This window comes from Phytohabitans rumicis (assembly GCF_011764445.1).
GTDB lineage: Bacteria > Actinomycetota > Actinomycetes > Mycobacteriales > Micromonosporaceae > Phytohabitans > Phytohabitans rumicis.
In genome coordinates, this window is record NZ_BLPG01000001.1 from 1,833,699 (window position 1) to 1,856,621 (window position 22,923).

Genomic DNA, 22,923 nt, shown 5'->3' on the forward strand with positions numbered 1-22,923 from the left:
TTCAGATCACAACCGGCCGTCGCGCACGGCCTGGGTGACCCACGGGATGACCTCGTCCAGCATGGTGGAAAGGCTCGTCGTGGCCTCGAAGCCGAGCACCTCGCGGGCCTTGGTGACGTCCGGGACGCGCTTTTGCACGTCGTACTCGAACGGGTCGTCCGAGACGTAGCGGAACGGCACGTCCGGGCCCTTGATCTTGTGCCAGATCACCTCGGCCAGCTCCAGCACCGAGGTGGACTCGGCGGTGGAGAGGTTGAAGTCGTCGTTGGTCGCCTCGGGGTGCTCCATCGCCACGACGATGCCGCGGGCCAAGTCGCCGCCGTACGTGTAGTGCCGCACCTGGTTGCCCTCGCCGAGGATGTGCAGCGGGTCCTGCCCCTTGACGATCTTCTGCACGAGGTCCGGCACGACGTGCGACATGGCCAGTTTGACGTTGCCGGACAGCACCTCGGCCTCGCCGAGCGCGCGGCCCTCGCCGACGCCGACGCAGTTGAACGGCCGCACGATCGTGTACGGCAACTGGTACTGCTCCCAGGCGGCGCGCGCGTAGTACTCCACGGCCAGCTTCTGGAACCCGTACGACGACAGCGGCGGCGGGATCTTGCGCTCGTCGCCCTCGGCGGACGGCCAGTGCTCGGTCGACTCGAACACCATCGACGACGACATGTAGGTGACCTTGCTCAGCCGGCCGTCGCGGTGCGCGGCGATCGCCGCGTCGCAGGAGGCGGCCATGATGCGCTCGTTGGTGGCCAGCAGGTCGTACGCGTAGGCGTGGAAGTAGGAGATGCCACCGATCATCGCGGCGCCGGCGATGAAGTGGTCGCAGTCGGCCAGCAGCTTGGTCAGCAGCTCGGTGTCCCGCGCGTCGCCCTCGACGAAGTGGTACCGCGGGTTGTCGTCGTAGCTGTGCGTGACCGGACCGTACTTCGAGAAGTTGTCCAGCCCGACCACCTCGTGGCCACGGCCCAACAGCTCCTCGACGACGTACCCGCCGATGAAGCCGGCCGAACCGGTTACCAGGACCTTAGCCACTTGCGCTGCTCTCTTTCTCCGGGGACTTTTCACTCTGCATAGGAATGGGCGCGACCGCCGGACGGCGGGACGCGACCTGCTCCAGCGTCAGCCGACGGCCGAACGCGAAGAAGTACCACTTGAGGTACGACGGCATGAACCGGCCCACGTCGAAGCGGGACTCGCCGAGCTGGCGGTCCAGCCAGATGGTCGGGATCTCGGCCACCGGGCGGCGCAGCCGGGCCGCCTTGGCGGTCAGCTCCAGCCCGATCTCGAAGCCGGTGCGGGACTCGATGCCCACCTGCCGGACGAACTCGGTGTCGTACGCCTTGAAGCTGTTGGTCGCGTCCCGGGTGCCGACCCGGGCGAACCAGCGCAGCGTGCGGCCGGCCCAGCGGGACAGCATCCGCTTGAACCGCGGGCCGCCGACCTGCTGCCCGCCGGGCATGTACCGGGAGGCGGCCGCCACCACGACGCCCCGGTCGACCAGGCGGGCCAGGTCGTCGATCTGGCGCGGGTCGTCGGAGCCGTCGGCCATCGTCACCACGGCCACCGGCGCGCGGGCGGTGTCGATGCCGAACCGGATCGCGTTCGCCGGCCCCCGGCCGTACGTGTTGAGGACGGTGCGCACGCGCGGGTCGGTGCGGGCCACCTCCTGGGCGTACGGCACGGTGGTGTCCTCGGGCATGTCGTGCACGACGAGGACCTCGGCGGGCAGCAGCACCTCGCGCAGGATCCGATCGAGGCAGCGGACGATCGACTCGCCCTCGTTGTAGACCGGGATGACCACCGAGACCCGGGGCGTGATCGTCATATCAGCACGCCCTGGCCGGTCAGCCCCCACATGTCCACGACCGGCGTGGCGGTGGCCAGCGCGGCGTACTCGGCGTGCGGGCAGGCGATCACCAGCAGGTCGGCCCGGTCCAGCACCTCGGGCAGCGGCAGGAAGCGCTCGTCCTTGATGTGCGGGTCGGTGCACAGCGTCTCGCGCGCCTTCATCGACAAGATCTTGCGCAGCTTGTACGCCAGGGACTCGCGCGGGTCGTCGCTGCCGCCCTTGAACGCCATGCCGAGGATGCCCACGGACATCGTGGACAGGTCGTACTTCTCCTCCAGGCGGGACACCACGTACAGCGGCAGCCCTTCGTTGATCAGCATCGCGGAGTGGCCGAGCACGAAGTTGTTCCGGTTGAACGCGGCCAGCTGCATGGTGTCCTTGAACAGGCACGGCCCGGCCGCGAACCCCGGCATCGGCAGGTCGGCCGCGCGCGGGTAGTCGTACGTGATGGCGTGCCGGATCTTCGCGAAGTCCAGCCCGAAGTCGTTGGCCATCATCCAGAACTGGTTGGCCGTGGCGAACTTGATGTAGCGCCAGGTGTTCGTGAAGAGCTTGGCCAGCTCGGCCTCTTCCGGCTCCAGCGGCACGACGTTGTCGGTCAGGTTACGGAAGAGCTTCTCCGCCCGCGCCAGGGCCTGCGGGGTACGCGCCGCGACGATCTGCGGCAGCTCGAACAGCTCGGTCATCGCCTTGCCCTCGGCGATCCGCTCCGGGCAGAACGCCACGTCCACGTCCAGGCCCTTGCTGTGCAACAGCTTTTCGGTCAACGCGGTGACGCCCGGGTACACGGTGGAGCGCAGCACCACGAGCTGCCCCGGCCGCAGGTGCTCGGCGCACCGTTCCAGGGCCCGCGGCACCGCGCCGAGGTCGGGGTTGAGGTGCTCGTCGACCGGTGTGCCGACAACCACGACGAGGTGCTCGGCGCCGGCCACCGTGGACGGCTCGGTGGAGGCGCGCAGCCGCCCGGCGGCCACCACTTCCGCGAGCACCGGGCCGGCACCCGGCTCGTCAAACGGCAGGACGCCCGCGTTCACCGTGGAAACCGCGGCGGCGTTGATGTCGTACAGCGTGACGGACAGGCCCCGAGAGGCCAGCGCGATGCCCAATGGAAGACCGACCCGGCCACATCCGCCGACGATGCAGACGTCAGTCACGAACCCCGTTGCGTGAACCATAGGACGGCATTATGCACCGTCACGCTCCGCGGAGCACGGCGCCCACACGAGCAGCGGCCTCGGCAACAGCGGCGTCACGCGCCGTTACCGCTTCCTCCACCGTCAGCGTCCGGTCCGGCGCCCGGAACGTCAGTTTGTACGCCAGCGATTTGCGGCCCGCGCCGAGCTGCTGGGCGGACTCGTAGACGTCGAAGAGGCGTACCGACTCCAGCAGTTCACCCGCGCCGGCGACCAGCGCGTCCTGGACGTCGGCGGCGGCCACCCCGGCGTCCACGACCAGCGCCACGTCGATCAGCGCGGGCGGGAAGCCGGAAATCCGCGGCGCCGGCGCGACGCCGGCCTCCGGCAGCGCGTCCAGGTCCAGTTCCATCGCACTGGTACGCCGGGGCAGCTCCAGCGCCGCGAGCGCGGCCGGGTGCAGCTCACCCGCGTGCCCGACGACGACGCCGTCCACGGCGATCTCGGCGCACCTGCCGGGGTGCCACGGCGCCCGCTCGGCGGCCCGCACGCGCACCCGGTCGGCGGCGATGCCCGCCGCCGCGACGGTCACCCGGGCGGCCTCGACCGCGTCGGCCCAACCGGCCGGGCGGCCCGCACCCCACCAGCCGGCCGGCTCCACCTCGCCGGCCAGCACGACGGCCGCGTGCCACGGCTGGTGCGGCACGGTCGCGTCGGCGGCGGCGAGCTGCTCGTCGCTGGGACGCCGCTCGACGCCCATCTCCGGCGGGCTGCCGGCGCCCGGCCGGGGCAGGAAGACCGAGCCCAGCTCGTACAGGGCGGCGTCGCGGTGGCCCCGGCCGAGGTTGCGGCGCAAGGTGGCCAGCAGCGGCGGCAGCAGCGAGGTGCGCAGGAACGGCTCCTCGTCGGACAGCGGGTTGGCCAGCCGCACCGCCGGCCCATCGACGTCGGCAGGCCCCACGAAGGGGTACGACAGCACCTCGACGTACCCGCTCTCGGCGAGCGCGCGGGCGATCGAACGGCGCCGGCGCTGGGTCGGGGTGAGCCCGTTGCCGGGCGGGGCGACCGGCAGCACGCTGGGCACGTTGCCGTACCCGTCGAGCCGGATCACCTCCTCGACCAGGTCGGCCGGCTCGGTCAGGTCGGGCCGCCAGGTCGGCGGCGTCACCGTCAGGACGTCCCCAGTGGACACCCGGCAGCCGACGGCCGCCAAAGAGGACACCACGGTCGAGTCCGGGTACGCCACGCCGGCGCGCCGGGCGGGCAGGTCCACGGGCATGCTGACGGGCTTGGGCGGCACCACGTGGTCGATGTCGAGCACGGTGCCGTCGGTCGCGCCGCCGCCGTACTCGACGAGCAGCGCGACCGCCCGGTCCAGGGCGACCAGCGGGACGGCGGGGTCGACCCCGCGCTCCCACCGCTTGGCCGCCTCGCTGAAGAGCTTGTGCCGGCGGGCGGTGCGGCTCACCATCACCGGGTCCCAGTGCGCCGCCTCGAATAGAACGTCCACTGTGTCCGGTGCGACCTCGCTCGTCTCGCCGCCCATCACGGCCGCGAGCGAGATCGGTCCGGTGTCGTCGCAGATCACCATGTCCTCGGCGTCGAGCACGCGGGCCACACCGTCCAGTGTGGTCAGCTTCTCCCCCGCCTTGGCCCGGCGGACCACCATCGACCCACGCAGCCGCGCCAGGTCGAACGCGTGCATCGGCTGGCCCAGCTCCACCATCAGGTAGTTGGTGATGTCGACGGCGAGCCCGAGCGTGCGGATGCCGGCCACGGTCAGCCGGCGGCGCATGAACTCCGGCGACGGCGCCTGCGGGTCGATCCCGCGCACCGCCCGCGCCGCGAACCGGTCACAGCCGACGGTGTCCTCCACGATCACCGGGTACGCCGGCTCGGCCGTGGCACCCGGGGCCGGCGCGAGACCGGGGTCCGTGAAGGACACCCCGAACGCGTGCGACAGCTCCCGGGCGATGCCGCGCACCGACATGGCGTACCCGCGGTCCGGAGTGATCTCCAGCTCGAAGATGACGTCGTCGAGCCCGACGTACGGCCGTGCGTCGTCGCCGGGCTTGGCGGAAATGTCAGAGGGCAGGACGATGATGCCGGCATGCTCGTCGCTGATGCCCAGCTCGCGCGCCGACACGATCATGCCCGCCGACATCCGGCCGTACGTCTTGCGCGCTCCGATCTCGAACCCGCCCGGCAGCACACCGCCCGGCAGGATCACCGGCACCAGATCACCCGCGGCGAAGTTGCTGGCGCCGCACACGATCTCCTGCGGCGCGTCCCGCCCGATCTCCACCCGGCAGAAGCGGATCGGCTTCTTGAAGCCGGTCAGCTCCTCGACCTCCAGCACCCGCCCGACCACCAGGTCGCCGCGCACCGTGGCGCCTTGATCGATGACGGCGTCCACCTCGATGCCGAGGTCGACCAGCGCCTGCTCCACCTCGACGCCGCCGACACCGGCCGGCAGGTCGACATACTCCCTCAGCCACGACAGTCCGACGCGCACGCCTTACACCTCCACGCCGAACGCACGGGTGAACCGCACGTCGCCCTCGACCATGTCACGCATGTCGCTCACCCCATGCCGGAACATCAGCGACCGCTCGATGCCCATCCCGAACGCGAACCCGGAGTACCGGTCCGGGTCGATGCCGCAGGCCCGCAGCACCCGCGGGTTGACCATGCCGCAGCCGCCCCACTCCACCCACTGTGGACCGTCGCGGTGCTGCGGGAACCACACGTCGAACTCCGCCGACGGCTCGGTGAACGGGAAGTAGTGCGGCCGCCACCGGGTCTTCGCCTCGGCGCCGAACATCGCCCGCGCGAAGTGGTCGAGCGTGCCGCGCAGGTGGGCCATCGTGATGCCCTCGTCGACGACCAGGCCCTCGACCTGGTGGAAGACCGGCGTGTGGGTGGCGTCCAGCTCGTCGGTGCGGTAGACCCGGCCGGGCACCACCACGTAGATGGGCGGCTGGCGGGTCAGCATCGTGCGCGCCTGCACCGGCGACGTGTGCGTCCGCAGGACGAGGCCGGGGACGTCGACGTGGAAGGTGTCCATCAGCCCGCGCGCCGGGTGGTCCGGCGGGATGTTGAGCGCGTCGAAGTTGGCCCACTCCAGCTCCAGCTCGGGGCCTTCGGCGATCTCGTACCCCATGCCGACGAACAGGTCGCCGATCCGCTCCATCAGCGTGGTCAGCGGGTGCCGGGCGCCGCGCGGGCGGCGGTCCCACGGCAGGCTCACGTCGACGCGTTCCTCGGCCAGGATCCGTTGCGCCTGCGACGCCTCCAGCTCCACCAGCCGCGCGTCGAACGCCGCCTGGATCGCGGCGCGGGCCTGGTTGACCCGCTTGCCGGCGTCGGACTTGGCCGCCGGCGGCAGCGCGCCGATCTCCCGGCGGGCCAGCGACACCGGCGCCCGGTCGCCCAGGTGCAGGTGCTTGACCCCGGTCAGGTCGTCCGGAGTCTTTGCTTCTCCGAACGCCCGCGAAGCCGCGGAGACGGCGTCATCGAGCGCCTGCGGATCGAGCAGCGCGACCTGCTTCGGGTCGTACGGATCGTTGCGGTACGTCACAGCCATCAGAGTCTACGGAGGGCCCTAGCGGACGCGTAAAGGCATACCGCCGCGGCGGCGGCGAGGTTCAGGCTCTCGGCCCGGCCGTACAGCGGGACACGCACCCGGGCGTCGGCCAACGCCAGCAGGTCGGCCGGCAAACCGTGCGCCTCCGAGCCGAAAAGCCAGGCCGTGGGCCGGGCCAGCCCGCCCGCGTCGGCGAGCTCGTCCAGGTCGGTGTCGCCGTAGCCGGTGGCGGCGAGCACGGTCAGGCCGCTGTCCCGGGCCGCCTTGACCACGGCGGCCGGTTCGGGCGCGCGCACCACGTCCACGTGGAAGAGGCTGCCGGCGGACGCGCGCACGCACTTGCCGTTGTAGGGGTCCACGGCGTCGCCCGCGAAGACCACGGCGTCCGCGCCCGCGGCGTCCGCGGTCCGCAGCACGGTCCCGGCGTTTCCCGGATCACGGATCTCCGCCAGCACCGCCGCCAGTCGCGGTCCGCGCGCCAGGGCCTCCTCCAGGGGTACGCCAGGCTGCTCACACACCGCTACCAGACCCTGCGGATGCACGGTCTCCGCGAGCGCCTCCAGGGCGTCCTCGGTGACCGGAGAGATCCGGGCACCCGCACGCCGCGCCGACTCGGTCAGATCTCCGTAACGCTCCAGCGCCGACGGCGTACCAAAGAGCTCTTGAATGCCCGTGGCCTCGCGGACCGCTTGCGGCCCCTCGGCGAGGAACAGGCCGGTGGCGTCGCGGTCCCGGCGGCGCCGCAGCCCTCGGGCAGCAATGACCCGGGGTGTCCGCACGGTGTACGGACCTTCCCCGGGTCGGGATTGCTGGATCACGCGGCCTGAGCGCCGCCGGTGCCCTCCGCCGCGACGGCCGCGCGGGCGACCTCGACGAGCGCGGCGAACGCCGGCGCGTCGTTGACCGCGAGGTCCGCCAGGATCTTGCGGTCGACCTCGACGCCGGCCAGGCGCAGGCCCTGGATGAGCCGGTTGTAGGTCATCCCGTTCGCGCGGGCGCCCGCGTTGATGCGGGTGATCCACAGCTGCCGGAAGTCGCCCTTGCGGTCGCGACGGTCCCGGTAGGCGTACTGCATCGAGTGCAGCACCTGCTCCTTGGCCTTGCGGTACAGCCGCGAGCGCTGCCCGCGGTAGCCGCTGGCCGTCTCCAGCAGGGTACGGCGCTTCTTCTGGGCGTTCACAGCCCGCTTGACGCGTGCCATCTCAACTCCTTCTTTGTTGTCAAGTGGCGCGCGTCAGCGGCCCAGCAACTTCTTCACTCGCTTGACGTCAGCCTTGGCCACCTCGACCGTGCCGCTCAGCCGGCGGGTACGGGTGGAGGGCTTGCCCTCGAAGTTGTGACGCAGACCGGCTTGCTGCTTCACCAGCTTGCCGCTGCCGGTCACCCTGACCCGCTTGCCCGCTCCGGTGTGGCTCTTCATCTTCGGCATTGAAACGTCTCTCCCCTGCTACTCGCCGGACTGTCCGGCGGGTCCGGCCGTGGCCGGCGGTGCCTCCGCGGCACCGGGCTCCCGCTCGCGCCCGCCGCCGCCCTTGGCCGCCGTCGCGGCGGCCTTGGTGGCCCGGTGCGGAGCCAAAACCATGATCATGTTGCGGCCGTCCTGCTTGGGGGCGGCCTCGACGTACCCCAGGTCCGAGATCTCCGACTCGAGCCGCCGCAGGAGCCGGTAACCCAACTCCGGTCGGCTCTGCTCGCGACCTCGGAACATGATCGTCACCTTGACCTTGTCGCCCGCCTTCAGGAACCGCACGACGTGACCCTTTTTGGTCTCGTAGTCGTGGGGATCGATCTTCGGCCGGAGCTTCATCTCCTTGATGACGGTCTGTTGCTGGTTACGCCGCGCTTCGCGCGCCTTGAGTGCGCTCTCGTACTTGTACTTGCCAAAGTCCATGAGCTTGCACACCGGCGGGCGCGCCATCGGCGCAACCTCGACCAGGTCCAGGTCGACGTCCGCGGCCAACTGCAGAGCGCGCTCGAGTGGGACGATGCCCACCTGCTCACCCTCCGGGCCGACCAGTCGGACCTCACGTGCCCGGATCTGCTCGTTCACGCGTGGTTCGACGCTGATGGGGCCTCCTCATTTGCGTTTCTACCGTCCGGTCGCGGGCGCGGCGGACGTTTGTGTTGCCTGCCTGTCGACCGAAAAGCAGAAGGCCCCGGCGCATGCCAGGGCCCGCTCGACCGGTCAGGCACGTCACTACAGCAACGCACCACCGGAGACGGGGATTCCCCCGACACCGGTTGACCGGACCCGGCCACCTCGTGGGGGCGACGCGGGTGGGAGCAGGCGCTCCGCTTCGTAGCTACCGCTGCACGTGCAGTGACAGCCTGGTCGACGCAGCAAGGCTACCAGCCGTAACCACCTTTTGCGAACGCGGGGGTGCCCCTCCACCATCGCCACTCCCCGCCCTGCCCCCGCCCTGCCCAGTCCCGCGGCCGCGCCCCTCCGCGCCTCGCCGCGTCGCCGGGGCGCCTCGCCGCGTCGATCAAGGGCAAACGGTCGTGCTTTGATCTCTAAACTGCGGCCGTTTGCCCTTGATCGGCGAGGAAATCCTTGATCGGCGGGCGGGCTCGGGCACCCTGCTGCCGCCATGAGCGGAGTAGGGATGCCCCCAAGACCGGGTAGTCGTCCATTTCAAGCAGACAGCGCCAGATGCGCCGCCGGGCCGCGCCGCGCCCTGACCACCCGGACGGCTACCCCACTACGGCGCTGATCATGGGGCCAGTGCCATGATCGCCGCGGGCTGGTGTCGATCTAGGAAGAATCGTGGGTATCGAGTCCGATTTATACCCACGATGACTCCTAGATCGATTCGGCGGCTCCAGCGCTGGCAAGCGATCGGGATCTGCGCGAAGGATCCGAGTCGCCCCAACGACCCACATCCTTCACGTTCACGCGCTAATCCATGATCTCGCCACAGTCATTCAAGCGACGCCGACCGATAGCACCAAGATCCGCCCGAGCGGTCAGCGCGAAGCCCTCAGCCGGGGCGCCCTACTTACGCTTGGGCGCGAGGCGAAAGGGTCAGGCGGGGTCGGGGGTGGGCTCGGGTTGGGTGGTCCGCTGCTGGGAGGCTTCTAGCATCGCGCGGAGGGCACGGACGCCGTTGACGGCGTGCTGCTTGTCGGCGGCCTGCAACGCCATCATCGGCACGAGCTCCTCGTCCTGCAGTTCCAGGGTCGCCCACGGGGTGCCGCGGTTGAAGCGCACCGCCCGTACGACGTCCCAGGGCAGGTCGTACCCGCCGATGAGGTTGCGCACCCGGATCCCGTCGGCGTCGGCCTCGACCCGGAGCCGGGTGAAGAGCAGGATGCCGAGCGCGAAGAGCACGCCAAGCCCGATCATGGCGAACTGGTCGCCACGCTGGAAGCTTCCGTAGCCGTCGCCGGTCGAGCCGCGCAACCCCGTGCCGACCAGCGTGAAGACCACCAGTACTGCGGCCGCGAGGATCCACGCCACGACCCGGGCCCGGCGCGGACGGAGGCGTACGACCTGAGGTGTGCTCACGGCTACCGAGTCTGCCACCTCCATTCGCGGCCGTGGGAATTGAGTCGGGTGGACTCAAGTTACAAAAAGTGTTGCAGTGGATGGACACACTTGAGGAGATCTGATGAGCACTGTGTCGTTGTGGACCCGGCGGGACCCGTTCGCGGAGTTTGACGCGCTCGTGCGTAGCGCCTTCAGCCCGGTGGCGGCTCGGCGGGGCTTCGTGCCGGCGGCCGAGGTGACGCGAGACGGCGAGGACGCGGTTGTCCGGGTGGAGCTGCCCGGCTTGGACGTCGAGAAGGACGTCACCGTCGAGGTGGACCGGGGCCGGCTGGTCGTACGCGGGGAGCGGCGCGACGAGCGCACCGACGAGCGGGACGGCCGGAGCCTGCGTGAGGTGCGGTACGGCTCGTTCCGGCGGTCGTTCGCCCTGCCGCAGCACGTGACGGCCGACGCCGTGACCGGCTCGTACGAGGCCGGTGTGCTGACCCTCCGCGTGGCGGCCGCCTACACGGGCACCGAGCCGCGCCGGGTCGCTATCGCGCAGAAGTAACGCCCAAGATCGCGGTGATCAGGGACCGGCTCTCTCGGCACGCCGCGACACGCCCGAGCCGTTCCCTGATCAACATCCCGAGGCGGGATGGATCAACGCCTCGAGGTGATCGCTACGGCGGCCACCGTTAGGGCCGCGGCGGCCACGACGGGGGCGTGGATGCCGTCCAGGAAGAGGGCGGTGGCTAGCTGGCCGGCCACCACGGACAGGCCGGTGCGCAACACGCCTACGGTGCGGACGCTGACCAGCAGGCACACCACGATGATCACGCCCAGGGTGCCGCCCACGTAGAGGTACCAGTGGTGTGGGAGGCGGGACGACCAGCCGGAGGCGAACGCGCCGAGCAGGGTGGCGGCGGTCAGGACGGCCGGTGCGGCGGTGGCGAAGTTCACCGCCGTGCCGGCCGATGTCGTACTGGCGACCGAGACGCGGCCGTTGAGCGCGCCCTGGATGGCGACCGCGGCTCCGCCGAGCACGCCCAGCGCCAGCATGCCCACGGCCAGGTCGCCGATCGGGCGGTCCACCTGGGCGAGGGCCACCGCGGTGACGCCGAGGACCGCGCCGGCCACCCGGGGGCGGGTCAGCGGGAGCCGCCCGGCCGGGGCCAGCCCGGCCCGGTCGACGGCCAGCCCGCCGAGGCTGTTGCCGGTCACCTGGGCGATCGTGAAGACGGCCACCCCGACGACCGGTACGGCGTACGTCGCCACGGTCACGAACAGTCCGCCACCGAGCCCGCCCAGGTATGCCCACCAGGGCAGCCCGGAGCCGCGCAGCGCCCGCAGGCCCAGCCGCATCGACGGCAGCACCAGCAGGCCGACCAGCACGATGACGCTGCCGCTGGCCACGTTGAGGGCGGCCCCGAAGGAGGCGTTGCCGACCCGCTCGCCCAACTCGGCGTTGGCCGCGCTCTGCAAAGCGGACGCCACGCCGCCGACCGAGGCGACGCCGAGCGCCGCCCAGGCCGGAAGCCGCTTCACAACCGGCAGGCGTGGATGTCCGTCACCAGGATCGCGCGGGCGCCCAGGTCGTACAGCTCGTCCATGACCCGGTGCACCTCGCCGCGCAGCACCATCGCCTGCACGGCCACCCAGCCCTCGCGGTGCAGCGGGGAGATGGTCGGCGACTCGATGCCTGGGGTCAGCGCGCTGGCCGCCTCCAGCAGGTCGGCGCGCACGTCGTACGCCAGCATCACGTACCGGCGGGCCACCAGGACGCCTTGCAGGCGGCGGACCAGCTGGCCGACCTGCCCGTTGGCGGGGGCGCCGACCCGCCGGATCAGCAGCGCGGACGACTTCAGGATCGGCTCGCCGACGGTCACCAGGCCGGCCTGGCGCAGCGTCGCGCCGGTCTCCACCACGTCCGCGATCACGTCGGCGACGCCGAGGCGTACGGCGTTCTCGACCGCGCCTTCCAGCCGGACGACGTCGGCCTTGAGACCGCGCTCGGCCAGGTGGCGCTCGACCACGCCGGGGTACGCGGTGGCGATCCGCCGGCCGCCGATCTCGTCCACCGAGGACAGCGTCTCCGGGCGGGCGGCGAACCGGAACGTGGCACCGCCGAAGTCCAGGTCGAGGACCTCCTCGGCCGGGCTGCCGGCGTCGACGAGCAGATCCCGGCCGGTGATGCCGAGGTCGAGGTCGCCGGAGCCGACGTACGTGGCGATGTCCCGGGCGCGCAGGTAGAAGAACTCGACGCCGTTGGCGTCGTCCCGGCAGGCGAGGTCTTTCGGATCGGTGCGCTGGCGGTAGCCGGCCTCCCGCAGCATCGCGGCGGCGGGCGCGGAGAGGGTGCCCTTGTTGGGCACGGCGATTCGCAACATCTCTGGGGTCCTTTCAGGCGGAAGACAACGGGGACGGATCAGAGATGTCGGTACACGTCTTTGAGCTCCAGTCCGGTGGCGAGCATGAGCACCTGGGTCTGGTAGAGCAGCTGCGAGATCTCCTCGGCCGCCCGCTCGGGCCCCTCATGCTCGGCCGCCATCCAGGCTTCGGCCGCCTCTTCGACGACCTTCTTGCCGATGCCGTGCACGCCGCGCTCCAGCGCCGCGACGGTGCCGGACCCGGGGGTACGGGCGGCCGCCTTGGCCTGCAACTCGGCGAACAGCTCCTCGAAGGTCTTCACGACCAGTGATTGTGTCACCCGGCCAGCTCAGCGCACCGTGACCGTGTGGCCGTCCAGATGCTGGACGCTGCCGTCCCGGGCCGAGATCTCGTACGCCTCCACGGTGTACGTGCCGGGGGCGAGGGTGAGCGTGACCTTCGCCTCACCCCGCGACGGGGCGCCCTGGGAGAGGGTCAGCACCTTCTCGGTGACGACCGTGTCGCCCATGCGCACCCGCAGGTGGGCGGTCGCCTCGAAGACCGCGCCGGCGACGTGCGCCTCGAACGTCTTGGCGACCGTGCTGCCGTGCTGCGGCTCGATCAGCCAGACCGCGGCGAGCGTGTCCACCGCCGGGGCCTTGCGCAACGTGTCCACGGACTGGCCGTCGCGCCGGACCCGGACCGACGGATCCCCGCCCACCACCGCGGCCACGGTCCAGACGAGCTGCTGGGCGGCCAGGTCGTTCGGCGGCGCGGCGCTCAGGTCGACGGTGACGGCCGAACCGTCCACCGAGACGTCCCGCACGCGCACCCCGGCGGGCCAGTCGCTCGTGTAGTCCGGGTCGGACGCGGTCTCCGGCTCGAGCATCTCCCGCACGGCCGCGCGGATCTTGTCCGGCGCGGACCCGTCGCCGGCCGGCAGCCGGTGGAACTCCCGGTAGAGCCGCTCGCCGGCAACGTAGTAGATCGCCAGGGCGGCGGACGGCGTACCAGAGAAGGAGTCGGACCCCGATGGGGAGGGGGTGGCCGGCGGTGGCGACGCCGGCGCGGTGACCGCGCCCGGGTCGGGCGCGACCTGCCGCGGCGCCGGTCGCGCGACCAGGCCGACCACGACGAGCGTCGCGGCGGTCGCGGTGGCGGCGGTGAACACGACCGCGCCGAACGGCAGCCAGCGCCGCCGCCGCGCGGTGCGGGCCCGGATCGCGCTCAGCGCGTCCGGACGGACCTCGACCTTCGCGGCCTCGGATTCGAGTACGCGCCGGAGCACTTCCTCGTCGCGGGTCATGAGTCTCGCTCCAGCGTCTCCCGCAGGGCCGCCATGCCCCGCGAACAGTGGCTCTTCACGGCGCCCCGGCTGCACCCCATGGTGATGGCGATGTCCGCCTCGGACAGGTCGAGGTAGTAGCGCAGCACCAGCGCCTCCCGCTGCCGGGTCGGCAGGGCGCGTAGCGCGGCGACGACGGTGTCGTGCCGCAGTGTGTCCAGGGCGCCCGATTCGGCGCTCGGGACATCCGGGTCGGGGCGGGCCAGGGCCAGGTGCCGGTCGACGACCTTGCGGTGGCGCAGCGCCGACCGGGAGCGGTTGACGACGCTGGCCCGCAGGTACGCCAGGGCCTTGTCGGCGTCGCGCAGCCGGCGCCAGTGGCCGTGCAGCGCCACGTACGCGTCCTGGACGACCTCTTCGGCCCGGCCCGAGTCGTGCAGCAGGAGCGTGGCCAGGCGCACCAGCGACCGGTAGTGGGCCGCGAAGAGGTGCGTCACCGCCTCGTCGGCCGCCCACACCGTCGGCGCCACGACCACCACGCTCCCTGTCACCACGCCGGTACGACGCCCCATCCCACCATCAGGTTTACCGGTCCGGGCAATATGCTGTCGCGCATGGCTCGCCGATTGATCCCTGTCGCGCTCTTGCTGGTCGCCGCGGCCGGCTGCGCCCCCGCCGACGAACAGGCGCCCGCTCCCGCCGCCACCGGGCTGACGAACTGCTCCAAGGACCAGCTCACCACCAAGACCCCCGGCAAGCTCACCATCGGCACCGACGACCCGGCGTACGAGCCGTGGTTCAAGGACAACAAGCCGGACAACGGGCAGGGCTTCGAGTCGGCCGTGGCCTACGCGGTGGCCGGCAAGCTCGGGTACGGGCCGGCCGACGTGAAGTGGATCCGGGTGACGTTCAACAACGCGATCGCACCCGGGCCGAAGGACTTCGACATCGACATCAACCAGTTCTCGATCACCGACGAGCGCAAGCAGGCGGTCGACTTCTCCGGACCGTACTACCTGGTCCGGCAGACCGTGATCGCGCTGAAGTCCTCGAAGATCGCGGGCGCCACCTCCGTTTCCGCGCTGCAAGGCGCCAAGCTGGGCGCCCAGGTGGGCACCACCAGCTACCAGGCGATCACCGACCTCGTCAAGCCCACCGCCAAGCCGGCCGTCTACAACAGCAACGACGACGCCAAGAAGGCCCTGCAGAACGGCCAGATCGACGGGCTCGTGGTGGACCTGCCGACCGCGTTCTACATGACCGCGGCCGAGATCAAGGACTCGGTCATCGTGGGGCAGCTGCCGCAGGTGGGCGTGCCGGAGCAGTTCGGCATCGTGCTGGACAAGGGCTCGGCGCTGACCGGCTGCATCACCCAGGCGGTCGACCAGCTGCGCTCGGCCGGCACCCTCAGCTCGCTGGAGAAGGAGTGGCTGGCCCAGGCGGCCGGCGCGCGCGAGCTGACGTGAGCGGGCAGGTCAGCCCCGCCCAGCTCGACCGGATCCGGTACCGGCGGCGGCAGACGGTCATCTCCGTCCTGATCGCCGCCGCGTCCACCTTCGTGGTGGGCGTACTGCTGGTCGTCGGGGTCACCGGCGCGCCGGGGTGGGACCGGGTCCGGGAGTCCTTCCTGGACCCGTCGGTGGCGTGGGACGCGCTGCCGGACATCGCCGAAGGGCTCTGGCTCAACATCCGGCTGCTGTTCTTCTGCGCCATCGGCTCACTCGCCCTCGGGCTCCTGGTGGCCCTGCTGCGCACCCTGCGCGGTCCGGTCTTCTTCCCGGTACGGGCGCTGGCCACCGGGTACACGTACACGTTTCGCGGGCTGCCGCTCATCATCGTGCTGTACGTGCTGACGCTGGGCGTGCCGGGGCTGCGGCTGCGCGGGATGCCCAGCGTGCTGGTGCTGGGCGGGATCGCGCTGGTGATCACGTACAGCGGGTACCTGGCCGAGGTCTTCCGGGCCGGCATCGAGTCGGTGCACCCCTCCCAGCTGGCCGCGGCCCGGTCGCTCGGGCTGACGTACCGGCAGACGATGCGGCACGTGGTGCTCCCGCAGGCGGTGCGCCGGGTCGCGCCGCCGCTGCTCAACGACACCGTCGCGCTGCAGAAGGACGTCGGCCTGGTATCGCTGGCCGGCCCCATCGACGCGGTACGCGCCGCGCAGATCCACACCGCCGAGACGTTCAACTACACGCCGTACATCGTGGCCGGCGCGCTCTTCGTGCTGCTCGCGATCCCGCTGATCGCGGTGACCGACTGGGTGACGCTGCGGGCGGCACGGAGGCAGTCATGATCCTGTCCTGTCGCGGGCTGCGGAAGGTCTTCGGCCCCAACGTCGTCCTCGACGGGCTCGACCTCGAGGTGGCCGAGCACGAGGTGGTGGCGCTGATCGGCGCCTCCGGTTCGGGCAAGTCCACGCTGTTGCGCTGCGTCAACCTGCTGGAGGAGATCGACGACGGCACGATCCACCTCGACGGGCAGCACATCACCGACCCGCGGGTCAACCAGGACAAGGTGCGGCAGCGGATCGGGATCGTGTTCCAGTCGTACAACCTCTTCCCGCACATGACGGTGCTGGACAACATCACGCTCGCGCCGGTGCGGGTGCACAAACGCCCGGCCAAGCAGGCGGCGGCCCAGGCGCGGGAGTGGCTGGCCCGGGTCGGGCTGGCGGACAAGGCCGGCGAGTACCCGGATCGCCTGTCCGGCGGCCAGCAGCAGCGGGTGGCGATCGTCCGGGCGCTGGTCAACTCGCCGCGGCTGCTGCTGCTCGACGAGGTCACCTCGGCCCTCGACCCGGAGCTGGTCGGCGAGGTGCTCACGATGATCCGCGACCTCAAGGGCGAGGGCATGACCATGGTGCTGGCAACGCATGAGATGGGCTTCGCGCGGCAGGTGGCCGACCGGGTCTGCTTCATCGACGGCGGCCGGGTGCTGGAGCAGGGTCCTCCCGATCAGCTCTTCGGCGACCCCGCTGAGCCCCGCACCCGCCAGTTCCTCGCCCGCATCATCGAGGCGGGCCGACTCTGATCACTGGATGGCGCGGACCGCCAGTGCCGCGTCCAGGGCGGCCACCGTGGCGGACCAGCCCTTGTCCTCCGCCGAGCCGGGCAGTCCGGCGCGGTCGCGGGCCTGCTCGATCGTGTTGACCGTCAGGACGCCGTGCGCCACCGGCGTGGACTCGTCCAGGGCCACCCGGGTCAGCCCCTCGGTCACCGCCTTGCAGACGTAGTCGAAGTGGGCCGTCGCACCGCGTACGACCACGCCGAGCGCCACCACGACGTCGCACCGGCGGGCCAGCGCCTGGGCGACCACCGGCAGCTCCACCGAGCCGGCCACCCGGGCCACCACCACGTCGGCGGCGCCGCACGCCTTGGCCGCCTCCACCGCGCGCGCCAGCATGTGGTCGGTCAGCTCGCCGTGCCACCGGGCCGCCACCACGCCCACGGACAGCCCTCCCGCATCCACGGTGGATACACCGGGCTCGCCAAACCCCGCCATCAGGCCAACTCCTCGAGCTCGATCAGGTGCCCCATCCGGTCCCGCTTGGTACGTAGGTAGCGCACGTTCTCCGGGTGCGGGCGGATGTGCAGCGCCTCGCGGCCGACGATCCGCATGCCATACCCGGACAGACCGTCCCGCTTGGCCGGGTTGTTGGTGAGCAGCCGCATCGAGCGCACCCCCAGGTCGTACAGGATCTGGGCGCCCGCGCCGTAGTCCCGGGCGTCGGCGGGCAGGCCCAGCTCCAGGTTGGCGTCGACGGTGTCCCGCCCCTGGTCCTGCAGCTCGTACGCGCGCAGCTTGTGCAGCAGCCCGATGCCGCGCCCCTCGTGCCCGCGCATGTAGAGGACCACCCCGCGCCCCTCCCGGGCGACCCGGGCCAGGGCCGCGTCGAGCTGGGGACCGCAGTCGCAGCGCAGCGAGCCGAACACGTCGCCGGTCAGGCACTCGGAGTGCACCCGCACCAGGACGTCCGCGCCCTCGCCGAGGTCGCCGTACACGAGGGCCACGTGCTCGGCCGTACCGGCCCGGTAGCCGACCGCCCGGAACACGCCGTGCCGGGTGGGCATGCGCGTCTGCACCACCCGATCCGCGCGCCGCCGGTGCGCGATCAGGTCCGCGATCGTGATCAGCGACAGCCCGTGCTCGGCGCCGAACTTCTCCAGATCGGGCAGGCGCATCATGGTGCCGTCGTCGTTGACCAGCTCGCACAGCACGGCGGCGGGCCGCAGCCCGGCCAGCACGGCCAGGTCGACGGCCGCCTCGGTGTGCCCGGCCCGGTGCAGCACCCCGCCCTCGCGGGCCCGCAGCGGCACGACGTGACCGGGCCGGTTCAGGTCGCCGGGCACCGTGGCCGGGTCGGCCAGCAGCCGGATCGTGTGCGCCCGGTCGGCGGCCGAGATGCCGGTGTCGACGCCGTCCCGCGCGTCCACCGTCACCGTGTACGCGGTGCCCCGCCGGTCCTGGTTGACGTGGTACATGGGCGGCAGGCCGAGCCGGTCGCAGTCGACCTCGGTCAGCGGCGCGCAGACGTACCCGGAGGTGTAGCGGACCATGAACGCCATCAGCTCCGGCGTCGCCAGCTCGGCCGCGAAGATCAGGTCGCCCTCGTTCTCCCGGTCCTCGTCGTCCACCACGATCACCGGACGGCCCGCGGCGATGTCGGCGACGGCTTCCTCGATGGTGTTCATGACGCGACCCCCACCAACTTCTCGACATACTTGGCGATCACGTCTACCTCCAGGTTGACCAGGTCACCGACGCCCTTATGCCCCAGTGTGGTGAGCTCAAGCGTGGTGGGGATGAGGCTCACCGAGAACGCCCGGTCCGTCACCGACACCACCGTCAGGGACACCCCATCCACGGTGATCGAGCCCTTTTCAACCACGTACCGGGACATTCCGGGCGGCAGGGCCACGCTCAGCTCGGGGGCGCCTTCCAAGATCGTGCCTACCCCGTCCACGTGCCCCTGCACCAGGTGCCCGCCGAGCCGGGTCGCCGGCGTCGCCGCGCGCTCCAGGTTGACCGGGTCGCCCGCGCTCAACCCGCCGAGCGAGCTGCGGTCGAGCGTCTCCTTGACCACGTCCACCGTGAACCGGTCGCCCGCCACGGACACCACCGTCAGGCACACGCCGTTGACCGCGATCGAGTCGCCGGGCCGGGCGTCCGACGTCACCAGCGGGCCGCGCACGGTCACCACCCCGCCGTCGCCGTGCCACATCAGCCCGACGAACTCCCCCAACTCCTCGACGATCCCGGTGAACATGCTCAGCCCTCTTCTCTCTTGCGTGGGTACGCGGTGAACTTCAGATCCGGCCCCACCTGGGTGATCTCGGCGTACTCCAGGTCGATGACCTCGGCGATGGTGTGCACGCCCGCGTCCGCCAGGGCGGGCGGTCCGGCGCCGAGGAGCTTCGGTGCGACGTACCCGATGATCTTGTCGATCAGTCCGGCGGCGAGGAACGCGCCCGCGAGCGTCGGCCCGCCCTCCAGCAGCGCCGCGCGGACGCCGCGCCGGTACAGCGCCGCCAGCAGCGCGCGCAGGTCGACCCGGCCCTGCGGGCCGGCACCCACGTCCGCGGCGGTGGCGATCCAGGTGGGCGCGGCGCCGTCACGCACGCGGGCTTCCGCAGGGGTACGCCCAGCGGAGTCCACGACGACGCGGAGCGGCTGCCGGATGGCCAGCGTGCCGTCGCGCAGGTTGCGGGCGGTGAGCCGCGGGTCGTCGGCGAGCACGGTGCCGACCCCGACGACGACCGCGTCGGCCGTGCCGCGCAGCGCGTGCACGTCCATCCGGGCCGCCTCCGACGTGATCCACATGCTGGTGCCGTCGGCCGCGGCGGACCGGCCGTCCAGGGTCGCCGCGTACTTCCAGATCACGTACGGCGAGCCCCGGCGCACCGAGGTCAGCCACGCGACGTTGCCGGCCTCGGCCTCCGCCCCGCGCACCCCGAACTCCACCTCGACGCCGGCCTGGCGCAGCGTCTGCGCGCCGCCCCCGGCGACCGGGTTGGGGTCGGCCACGGCGACCACGACCCGCGCCACCCCGGCCCGCACGAGCGCGTGCGTGCACGGGCCGGTACGGCCGATGTGGTCGCACGGTTCGAGGGTGACGACGGCGGTGCCGCCCCGGGCCCGGTCCCCCGCCTGGGCCAGCGCGACGATCTCGGCGTGTGGGCCGCCGGCGTACGCGTGGAAGCCCTCGCCCACGACGGCGCCGGAGGCGTCCAGGATGACGCAGCCGACGACGGGGTTGGGGCTGGTGGTGCCGAGGCCGCGAGCGGCCAGCGCGATCGCGCGGAGCATCGCTTCGTCAACGCTCGCCATGGCCCCTCTCCCGCGTGCTGGCGCGCGCGGCGGGGCGACGATGGGAGGATGAGCGACGGTGGCGGCGTCGGTAAACCGACCCCTGCCCAGGGGTGCCCTCCGTCTCGCGCCAACTCCCATCCGGACTTTGACCGTCGGCCCTGGATTTACACCAGGTCCACCGGCCGTTGGATACGACCGGGTCGCGGGCTCTCCGAGGCGTCATGCCCCCGGATCACCGCCGGTTCGGAATTTCACCGAGCCCCGCCAGCGCGTGGTGGGTTACCCATTGAGTCTTACACGTCCACGGCCCGACCGGCCTATCGGACGCGACTTAGTTCACACACTCTCCGCTTTGCGACGATCGACCGCGATGTACGAACCTGGCTGGTTCTTGGCGACCTTCTTCATCTCCGAGGCGACGGCGATCACCTCGCGCGGGTCGGCGTACTTGCGGCCGGTGGCGATCGACTGCGCCACCCCGATCGACAGCGTGACGAGCTGGGCCTTGAGCAGGTTGCCGCGCCGGTCGGGCACCTCGATGTAGCCGCGCGCGGCGTGCTCCGGGTCGTACAGCTCGTCGGCGGCCTGCTCGAAGTCGACCACCGCCTGCTGGGTCAGCGGCAGGATCTGGTCCGGGTGGCACACGATCACGAAGTCGTCGCCGCCGATGTGCCCCAGGAACGCCGGCGGCAGCCCCGCCGCCACCACCGCCCGGTGCATGCTGCGGGCCAGCGCGGTGATGAACTCGTCGCCGCGCTCGAAGCCGTACACGTCGTTGACGCTCTTGAACCGGTCGATGTCGACGTAGCCGACCGCGTAGTCGGTGCCGCCGCGCATCCGGTCCAGGATCTCCCGCCGTACCCGGGTGTTGCCCGGCAACCCGGTCAGCGGCGACACCTCCCGGAACTCCTGGTTGCGCCGCAGCGTCGAGCGCACCCGGGCGATCAGCTCCAGCGTGTCGAACGGCTTGACCAGGTAGTCGTCGGCGCCCGCGGTCAGCCCGACCACCTTGTCGACGGTCATCCCCTTGGCGGTCAGCATGATCACCGGCAGGGCGGAGGTCATCGGGTTGGCGCGCAGCCGCCGGGTCAGCTCCAGCCCGTCCATCCGGGGCATCATCAGGTCGACCACGGCCAGGTCGGGGCGGTGGTGCTCGACCAGGTCCAGCGCCTCCTGCCCGTCCCCGCGACCAGCACGTCGAACCCGTGGATCTTCAGGTTGACCTGGACGAACCGCGCGATGTCCTGGTCGTCGTCGACGACCAGAATGAGGTCGGGCCGCTCCGCCGGCTCAGTCATGCCGGAGCGTGGCCTTCTCGGCCAGCCGCCGCAGCCGGTGTACCGCCTCGGCCGGGTCCTGCGCGCTGTAGACCGCGGTGCCGGCCACGAACGCGTCCGCCCCCGCCTCGGCCGCCTGGGCGATCGTGTCGTCGGCGATCCCGCCATCGACCTCGATCCGCAGCTCCAGGTGGCCGGCGTTGGCGTGCCGCCGGGCCAGGGCCACCTTGTCGAGCATCGCGGGGATGAACTTCTGCCCGCCGAACCCCGCCTTGATCGTCATGATCAGCAGGGTGTCGAAGCTCGGCAACAGCTCCAGGTACGGCTCGATCGGCGTGTCCCGGTCGATGGCCAGCCCCGCCTTGGCACCCGCGGCGCGCAGGTCCTTCGCCAGAGACACCGGGTTGTCCGACGCCTCGGCGTGGAACGTGACGTTGTACGCGCCCGCGTCCGCGTACCCCGGGGCCCAGCGGCGCGGATCCTCGATCATGAGGTGCACGTCGAACGGCAGGCTCGTCGCGGCCCGCAGGCTCTGCACCACGGGCAGCCCGATGGTCAGGTTGGGCACGAAGTGGTTGTCCATGACATCGACGTGCAGCCAGTCCGCGGCGTCCTCGACCGCCCGGGCCTCCTCGGCGAGGCGGGCGAAGTCGGCGGCGAGGATGCTCGGCGCGATGACCGGCGATGCTGCGCTCACCTGCGCCAGTGTACGTACTCACCGGTGTCGTATGCTGCGCCCGCCACACACGGGGGCCCTGGGGAGGGTGACATGCGAGGCTGGCTGCGAGCGGTGCTGTTGGGTGGCCTGATCACGGCGCTGCTGACCGGGTGCAACCCCGCCGGCGTGGACGGGTCGCTGACCGACGACTGGAAGGCGGTCCCCGAGCCGGCGCCGTTCGTGCCCGCGACCGGCGTCTGCCACGCCGGCACCCGCCCGGTGACCCGGACGTCCCTCGGCCTCTACCTCCCGCTGGACTGCGCCGGCGAGCACGGCTTCGAGACGATCCACGTCGGACAGTTCACCGGTGCGGACGCCAGCAGCGCCACGGCGCCGGAGCTCGGCTCGCCCGCCGTCGAGGCGGCGTTCGCCCAATGCGACGCCAAGGCCGAGGAGTACCTGGGCGGTGACTGGCGGGCCGCCCGGCTGAACCTGCACCTGCTGCTGCCGAGCCTGCAAACCTGGGACGGCGGCGGTCGCTGGTTCCGCTGCGACCTCTCGGAGATCGACGCGATCCACTCCGCCGAGACGCAGGCCCGGTCCGGGCCGCTGCGGGACGTGCTCAAGGCGGCGTCGCCGCTGGCGTACAACTGTTTCAAGGTGGTGCTGTCGGCCGACGAGCGGCAGGTCTCCCAGATGAACCAGGTCGCCTGCACCAAGGCCCACCGCACCGAGTTCGTCGGGATCTGGACCGCGCCGGACACCTCCCACGCCGACTTCGTGAAAAACCAGAAGGGCGCCGAGGCGGGCTGCCAGAAGCTCATGGCCGCGTACGTGAAGGCGCCCAACGACAGCGCCCTCGCGTCCCGCTTCACGACGATCTTCTACTACCCGATCGAGGAGCGCTGGAAAGCGGGCGACCGGGGCGTGCAGTGCTTCCTCTGGGTCTACGGCAAGGAAGCCACCCGCTCCCTGAAGGGCTGACCG

The 22,923-nt window shown here is 71.6% G+C and carries 25 protein-coding genes, 1 pseudogene and 1 riboswitch; of the genes and pseudogenes, 5 read left to right on the plus strand and 21 right to left on the minus strand.

What is annotated here, in order from left to right; all coding sequences use genetic code 11:
* Nucleotides 1-6 precede the first annotated feature (6 nt).
* The 10 genes from Prum_RS07630 to Prum_RS07675 form a co-directional block, all read right to left on the minus strand.
* Nucleotides 7-1,032, minus strand: a complete 1,026-nt coding sequence (locus tag Prum_RS07630) for an NAD-dependent epimerase/dehydratase family protein (RefSeq protein ID WP_173075151.1) — start codon at nt 1,030-1,032, stop codon at nt 7-9.
* Entirely contained in the window at nt 1,025-1,825 is an 801-nt protein-coding gene (locus Prum_RS07635) for a glycosyltransferase family 2 protein (RefSeq protein ID WP_173075153.1), read from the minus strand. Before Prum_RS07635 ends, Prum_RS07630 begins: the two co-directional genes overlap by 8 nt.
* The gene (locus Prum_RS07640) at nt 1,822-3,003 is read right to left on the minus strand and encodes a nucleotide sugar dehydrogenase (RefSeq protein WP_246277727.1); all 1,182 of its coding nucleotides are present in this window, start codon (nt 3,001-3,003) and stop codon (nt 1,822-1,824) included. Before Prum_RS07640 ends, Prum_RS07635 begins: the two co-directional genes overlap by 4 nt.
* A gap of 40 nt (nt 3,004-3,043) precedes the next feature.
* Complete coding sequence (gene pheT / locus Prum_RS07645; RefSeq protein ID WP_173075157.1) at nt 3,044-5,497, minus strand: phenylalanine--tRNA ligase subunit beta; 2,454 nt, start codon at nt 5,495-5,497, stop codon at nt 3,044-3,046.
* Between the two features lie 3 nt (nt 5,498-5,500).
* Nucleotides 5,501-6,562, minus strand: a complete 1,062-nt coding sequence (pheS, locus tag Prum_RS07650) for a phenylalanine--tRNA ligase subunit alpha (RefSeq protein WP_173075159.1) — start codon at nt 6,560-6,562, stop codon at nt 5,501-5,503.
* A gap of 5 nt (nt 6,563-6,567) precedes the next feature.
* The gene (locus Prum_RS07655; RefSeq protein ID WP_371871360.1) at nt 6,568-7,383 is read right to left on the minus strand and encodes a TrmH family RNA methyltransferase; all 816 of its coding nucleotides are present in this window, start codon (nt 7,381-7,383) and stop codon (nt 6,568-6,570) included.
* Nucleotides 7,383-7,769 (minus strand): 50S ribosomal protein L20, encoded by a 387-nt coding sequence (gene rplT / locus Prum_RS07660; protein ID WP_173075161.1) that lies wholly within the window; start codon nt 7,767-7,769, stop codon nt 7,383-7,385. The genes Prum_RS07655 and rplT overlap by 1 nt, the downstream gene beginning before the upstream one ends.
* A gap of 33 nt (nt 7,770-7,802) precedes the next feature.
* A complete protein-coding gene (rpmI, locus tag Prum_RS07665; RefSeq protein ID WP_173075163.1) occupies nt 7,803-7,997 on the minus strand; it encodes a 50S ribosomal protein L35 in 195 nt (64 codons plus the stop codon).
* Nucleotides 7,998-8,015: 18 nt separating this feature from the next.
* Nucleotides 8,016-8,618, minus strand: a complete 603-nt coding sequence (gene infC, locus Prum_RS07670; protein ID WP_173075165.1) for a translation initiation factor IF-3 — start codon at nt 8,616-8,618, stop codon at nt 8,016-8,018.
* Nucleotides 8,619-9,593: 975 nt separating this feature from the next.
* Nucleotides 9,594-10,076 carry a PH domain-containing protein gene (locus Prum_RS07675; RefSeq protein WP_246277729.1) on the minus strand — a complete coding sequence of 161 codons (483 nt, stop codon included), beginning with the start codon at nt 10,074-10,076 and terminating at the stop codon, nt 9,594-9,596.
* A 103-nt stretch (nt 10,077-10,179) separates the two neighbouring features.
* On the opposite strand from Prum_RS07675, the gene Prum_RS07680 reads away from it, so the two are divergent.
* Nucleotides 10,180-10,608: an Hsp20/alpha crystallin family protein gene (locus Prum_RS07680; protein WP_173075169.1), complete on the plus strand. Its 429-nt coding sequence runs from the start codon at nt 10,180-10,182 to the stop codon at nt 10,606-10,608.
* Nucleotides 10,609-10,700: 92 nt separating this feature from the next.
* On the opposite strand, the gene Prum_RS07685 is transcribed toward Prum_RS07680, so the two are convergent.
* Genes Prum_RS07685 through Prum_RS07705 form a run of 5 tightly spaced genes read right to left on the minus strand, consistent with a single transcriptional unit; the run spans nt 10,701 to nt 14,264 of the window.
* Nucleotides 10,701-11,585 carry a DMT family transporter gene (locus tag Prum_RS07685; RefSeq protein WP_173075171.1) on the minus strand — a complete coding sequence of 295 codons (885 nt, stop codon included), beginning with the start codon at nt 11,583-11,585 and terminating at the stop codon, nt 10,701-10,703.
* Nucleotides 11,582-12,427, minus strand: a complete 846-nt coding sequence (hisG, locus tag Prum_RS07690; RefSeq protein ID WP_173075173.1) for an ATP phosphoribosyltransferase — start codon at nt 12,425-12,427, stop codon at nt 11,582-11,584. Before hisG ends, Prum_RS07685 begins: the two co-directional genes overlap by 4 nt.
* Before the next feature lie 38 nt (nt 12,428-12,465).
* Entirely contained in the window at nt 12,466-12,729 is a 264-nt protein-coding gene (locus tag Prum_RS07695) for a phosphoribosyl-ATP diphosphatase (RefSeq protein WP_173075175.1), read from the minus strand.
* 27 nt (nt 12,730-12,756) lie between these two features.
* Nucleotides 12,757-13,713, minus strand: a complete 957-nt coding sequence (locus tag Prum_RS07700; protein WP_173075177.1) for a Gmad2 immunoglobulin-like domain-containing protein — start codon at nt 13,711-13,713, stop codon at nt 12,757-12,759.
* Nucleotides 13,710-14,264: a SigE family RNA polymerase sigma factor gene (locus Prum_RS07705; protein ID WP_173075179.1), complete on the minus strand. Its 555-nt coding sequence runs from the start codon at nt 14,262-14,264 to the stop codon at nt 13,710-13,712. Before Prum_RS07705 ends, Prum_RS07700 begins: the two co-directional genes overlap by 4 nt.
* Nucleotides 14,265-14,306: 42 nt before the next feature.
* Here Prum_RS07705 and Prum_RS07710 point away from each other — a divergent pair, with 42 nt between their 5' ends.
* The 3 genes from Prum_RS07710 to Prum_RS07720 are packed head-to-tail and all read left to right on the plus strand — an operon-like array spanning nt 14,307 to nt 16,722.
* Entirely contained in the window at nt 14,307-15,158 is an 852-nt protein-coding gene (locus Prum_RS07710; RefSeq protein ID WP_246277730.1) for an ABC transporter substrate-binding protein, read from the plus strand.
* Nucleotides 15,155-15,985, plus strand: coding sequence for an amino acid ABC transporter permease (locus tag Prum_RS07715; protein ID WP_173075182.1), 831 nt, complete (start codon nt 15,155-15,157; stop codon nt 15,983-15,985). Before Prum_RS07710 ends, Prum_RS07715 begins: the two co-directional genes overlap by 4 nt.
* Entirely contained in the window at nt 15,982-16,722 is a 741-nt protein-coding gene (locus Prum_RS07720; RefSeq protein ID WP_281368863.1) for an amino acid ABC transporter ATP-binding protein, read from the plus strand. The genes Prum_RS07715 and Prum_RS07720 overlap by 4 nt, the downstream gene beginning before the upstream one ends.
* On the opposite strand, the gene ribH is transcribed toward Prum_RS07720, so the two are convergent.
* The 6 genes and pseudogenes from ribH to rpe form a co-directional block, all read right to left on the minus strand.
* On the minus strand, nt 16,723-17,193 hold the full coding sequence (ribH, locus tag Prum_RS07725; protein WP_173075184.1) for a 6,7-dimethyl-8-ribityllumazine synthase: 471 nt from the start codon (nt 17,191-17,193) through the stop codon (nt 16,723-16,725). It abuts the gene before it with no gap.
* Nucleotides 17,193-18,383 (minus strand): bifunctional 3,4-dihydroxy-2-butanone-4-phosphate synthase/GTP cyclohydrolase II, encoded by a 1,191-nt coding sequence (locus Prum_RS07730; RefSeq protein ID WP_173075186.1) that lies wholly within the window; start codon nt 18,381-18,383, stop codon nt 17,193-17,195. The genes ribH and Prum_RS07730 overlap by 1 nt, the downstream gene beginning before the upstream one ends.
* A complete protein-coding gene (locus Prum_RS07735; protein ID WP_173075188.1) occupies nt 18,380-18,958 on the minus strand; it encodes a riboflavin synthase in 579 nt (192 codons plus the stop codon). Before Prum_RS07735 ends, Prum_RS07730 begins: the two co-directional genes overlap by 4 nt.
* A 2-nt stretch (nt 18,959-18,960) precedes the next feature.
* Nucleotides 18,961-20,019 carry a bifunctional diaminohydroxyphosphoribosylaminopyrimidine deaminase/5-amino-6-(5-phosphoribosylamino)uracil reductase RibD gene (gene ribD / locus Prum_RS07740; RefSeq protein ID WP_173075190.1) on the minus strand — a complete coding sequence of 353 codons (1,059 nt, stop codon included), beginning with the start codon at nt 20,017-20,019 and terminating at the stop codon, nt 18,961-18,963.
* Between the two features lie 104 nt (nt 20,020-20,123).
* A riboswitch (FMN riboswitch) is annotated at nt 20,124-20,274 on the minus strand.
* Nucleotides 20,275-20,337: 63 nt separating this feature from the next.
* Nucleotides 20,338-21,299 (minus strand): annotated as a pseudogene (locus tag Prum_RS07745) (response regulator).
* Nucleotides 21,292-21,975, minus strand: a complete 684-nt coding sequence (gene rpe / locus Prum_RS07750) for a ribulose-phosphate 3-epimerase (RefSeq protein ID WP_173075192.1) — start codon at nt 21,973-21,975, stop codon at nt 21,292-21,294. Before rpe ends, Prum_RS07745 begins: the two are co-directional and overlap by 8 nt.
* A gap of 72 nt (nt 21,976-22,047) precedes the next feature.
* Between rpe and Prum_RS07755 the strand changes: the two genes are divergently transcribed.
* Nucleotides 22,048-22,920, plus strand: a complete 873-nt coding sequence (locus Prum_RS07755) for a septum formation family protein (RefSeq protein ID WP_173075194.1) — start codon at nt 22,048-22,050, stop codon at nt 22,918-22,920.
* Nucleotides 22,921-22,923 lie beyond the last annotated feature (3 nt).

Coding starts and splice junctions, on each gene's coding strand:
- rplT (WP_173075161.1), bottom strand. CDS start 7,769: ATGGCACGCGTCAAGCGGGCTGTGAACGCCCAGAAGAAGCGCCGTACC.
- ribD (WP_173075190.1), bottom strand. CDS start 20,019: ATGGCGAGCGTTGACGAAGCGATGCTCCGCGCGATCGCGCTGGCCGCT.
- Prum_RS07755 (WP_173075194.1), top strand. CDS start 22,048: ATGCGAGGCTGGCTGCGAGCGGTGCTGTTGGGTGGCCTGATCACGGCG.
- Prum_RS07680 (WP_173075169.1), top strand. CDS start 10,180: ATGAGCACTGTGTCGTTGTGGACCCGGCGGGACCCGTTCGCGGAGTTT.
- Prum_RS07710 (WP_246277730.1), top strand. CDS start 14,307: ATGGCTCGCCGATTGATCCCTGTCGCGCTCTTGCTGGTCGCCGCGGCC.
- Prum_RS07705 (WP_173075179.1), bottom strand. CDS start 14,264: ATGGGGCGTCGTACCGGCGTGGTGACAGGGAGCGTGGTGGTCGTGGCG.
- ribH (WP_173075184.1), bottom strand. CDS start 17,193: ATGGCGGGGTTTGGCGAGCCCGGTGTATCCACCGTGGATGCGGGAGGG.
- hisG (WP_173075173.1), bottom strand. CDS start 12,427: ATGTTGCGAATCGCCGTGCCCAACAAGGGCACCCTCTCCGCGCCCGCC.
- Prum_RS07720 (WP_281368863.1), top strand. CDS start 15,982: ATGATCCTGTCCTGTCGCGGGCTGCGGAAGGTCTTCGGCCCCAACGTC.
- Prum_RS07635 (WP_173075153.1), bottom strand. CDS start 1,825: ATGACGATCACGCCCCGGGTCTCGGTGGTCATCCCGGTCTACAACGAG.
- Prum_RS07730 (WP_173075186.1), bottom strand. CDS start 18,383: ATGAACACCATCGAGGAAGCCGTCGCCGACATCGCCGCGGGCCGTCCG.
- Prum_RS07700 (WP_173075177.1), bottom strand. CDS start 13,713: ATGACCCGCGACGAGGAAGTGCTCCGGCGCGTACTCGAATCCGAGGCC.
- Prum_RS07735 (WP_173075188.1), bottom strand. CDS start 18,958: ATGTTCACCGGGATCGTCGAGGAGTTGGGGGAGTTCGTCGGGCTGATG.
- rpmI (WP_173075163.1), bottom strand. CDS start 7,997: ATGCCGAAGATGAAGAGCCACACCGGAGCGGGCAAGCGGGTCAGGGTG.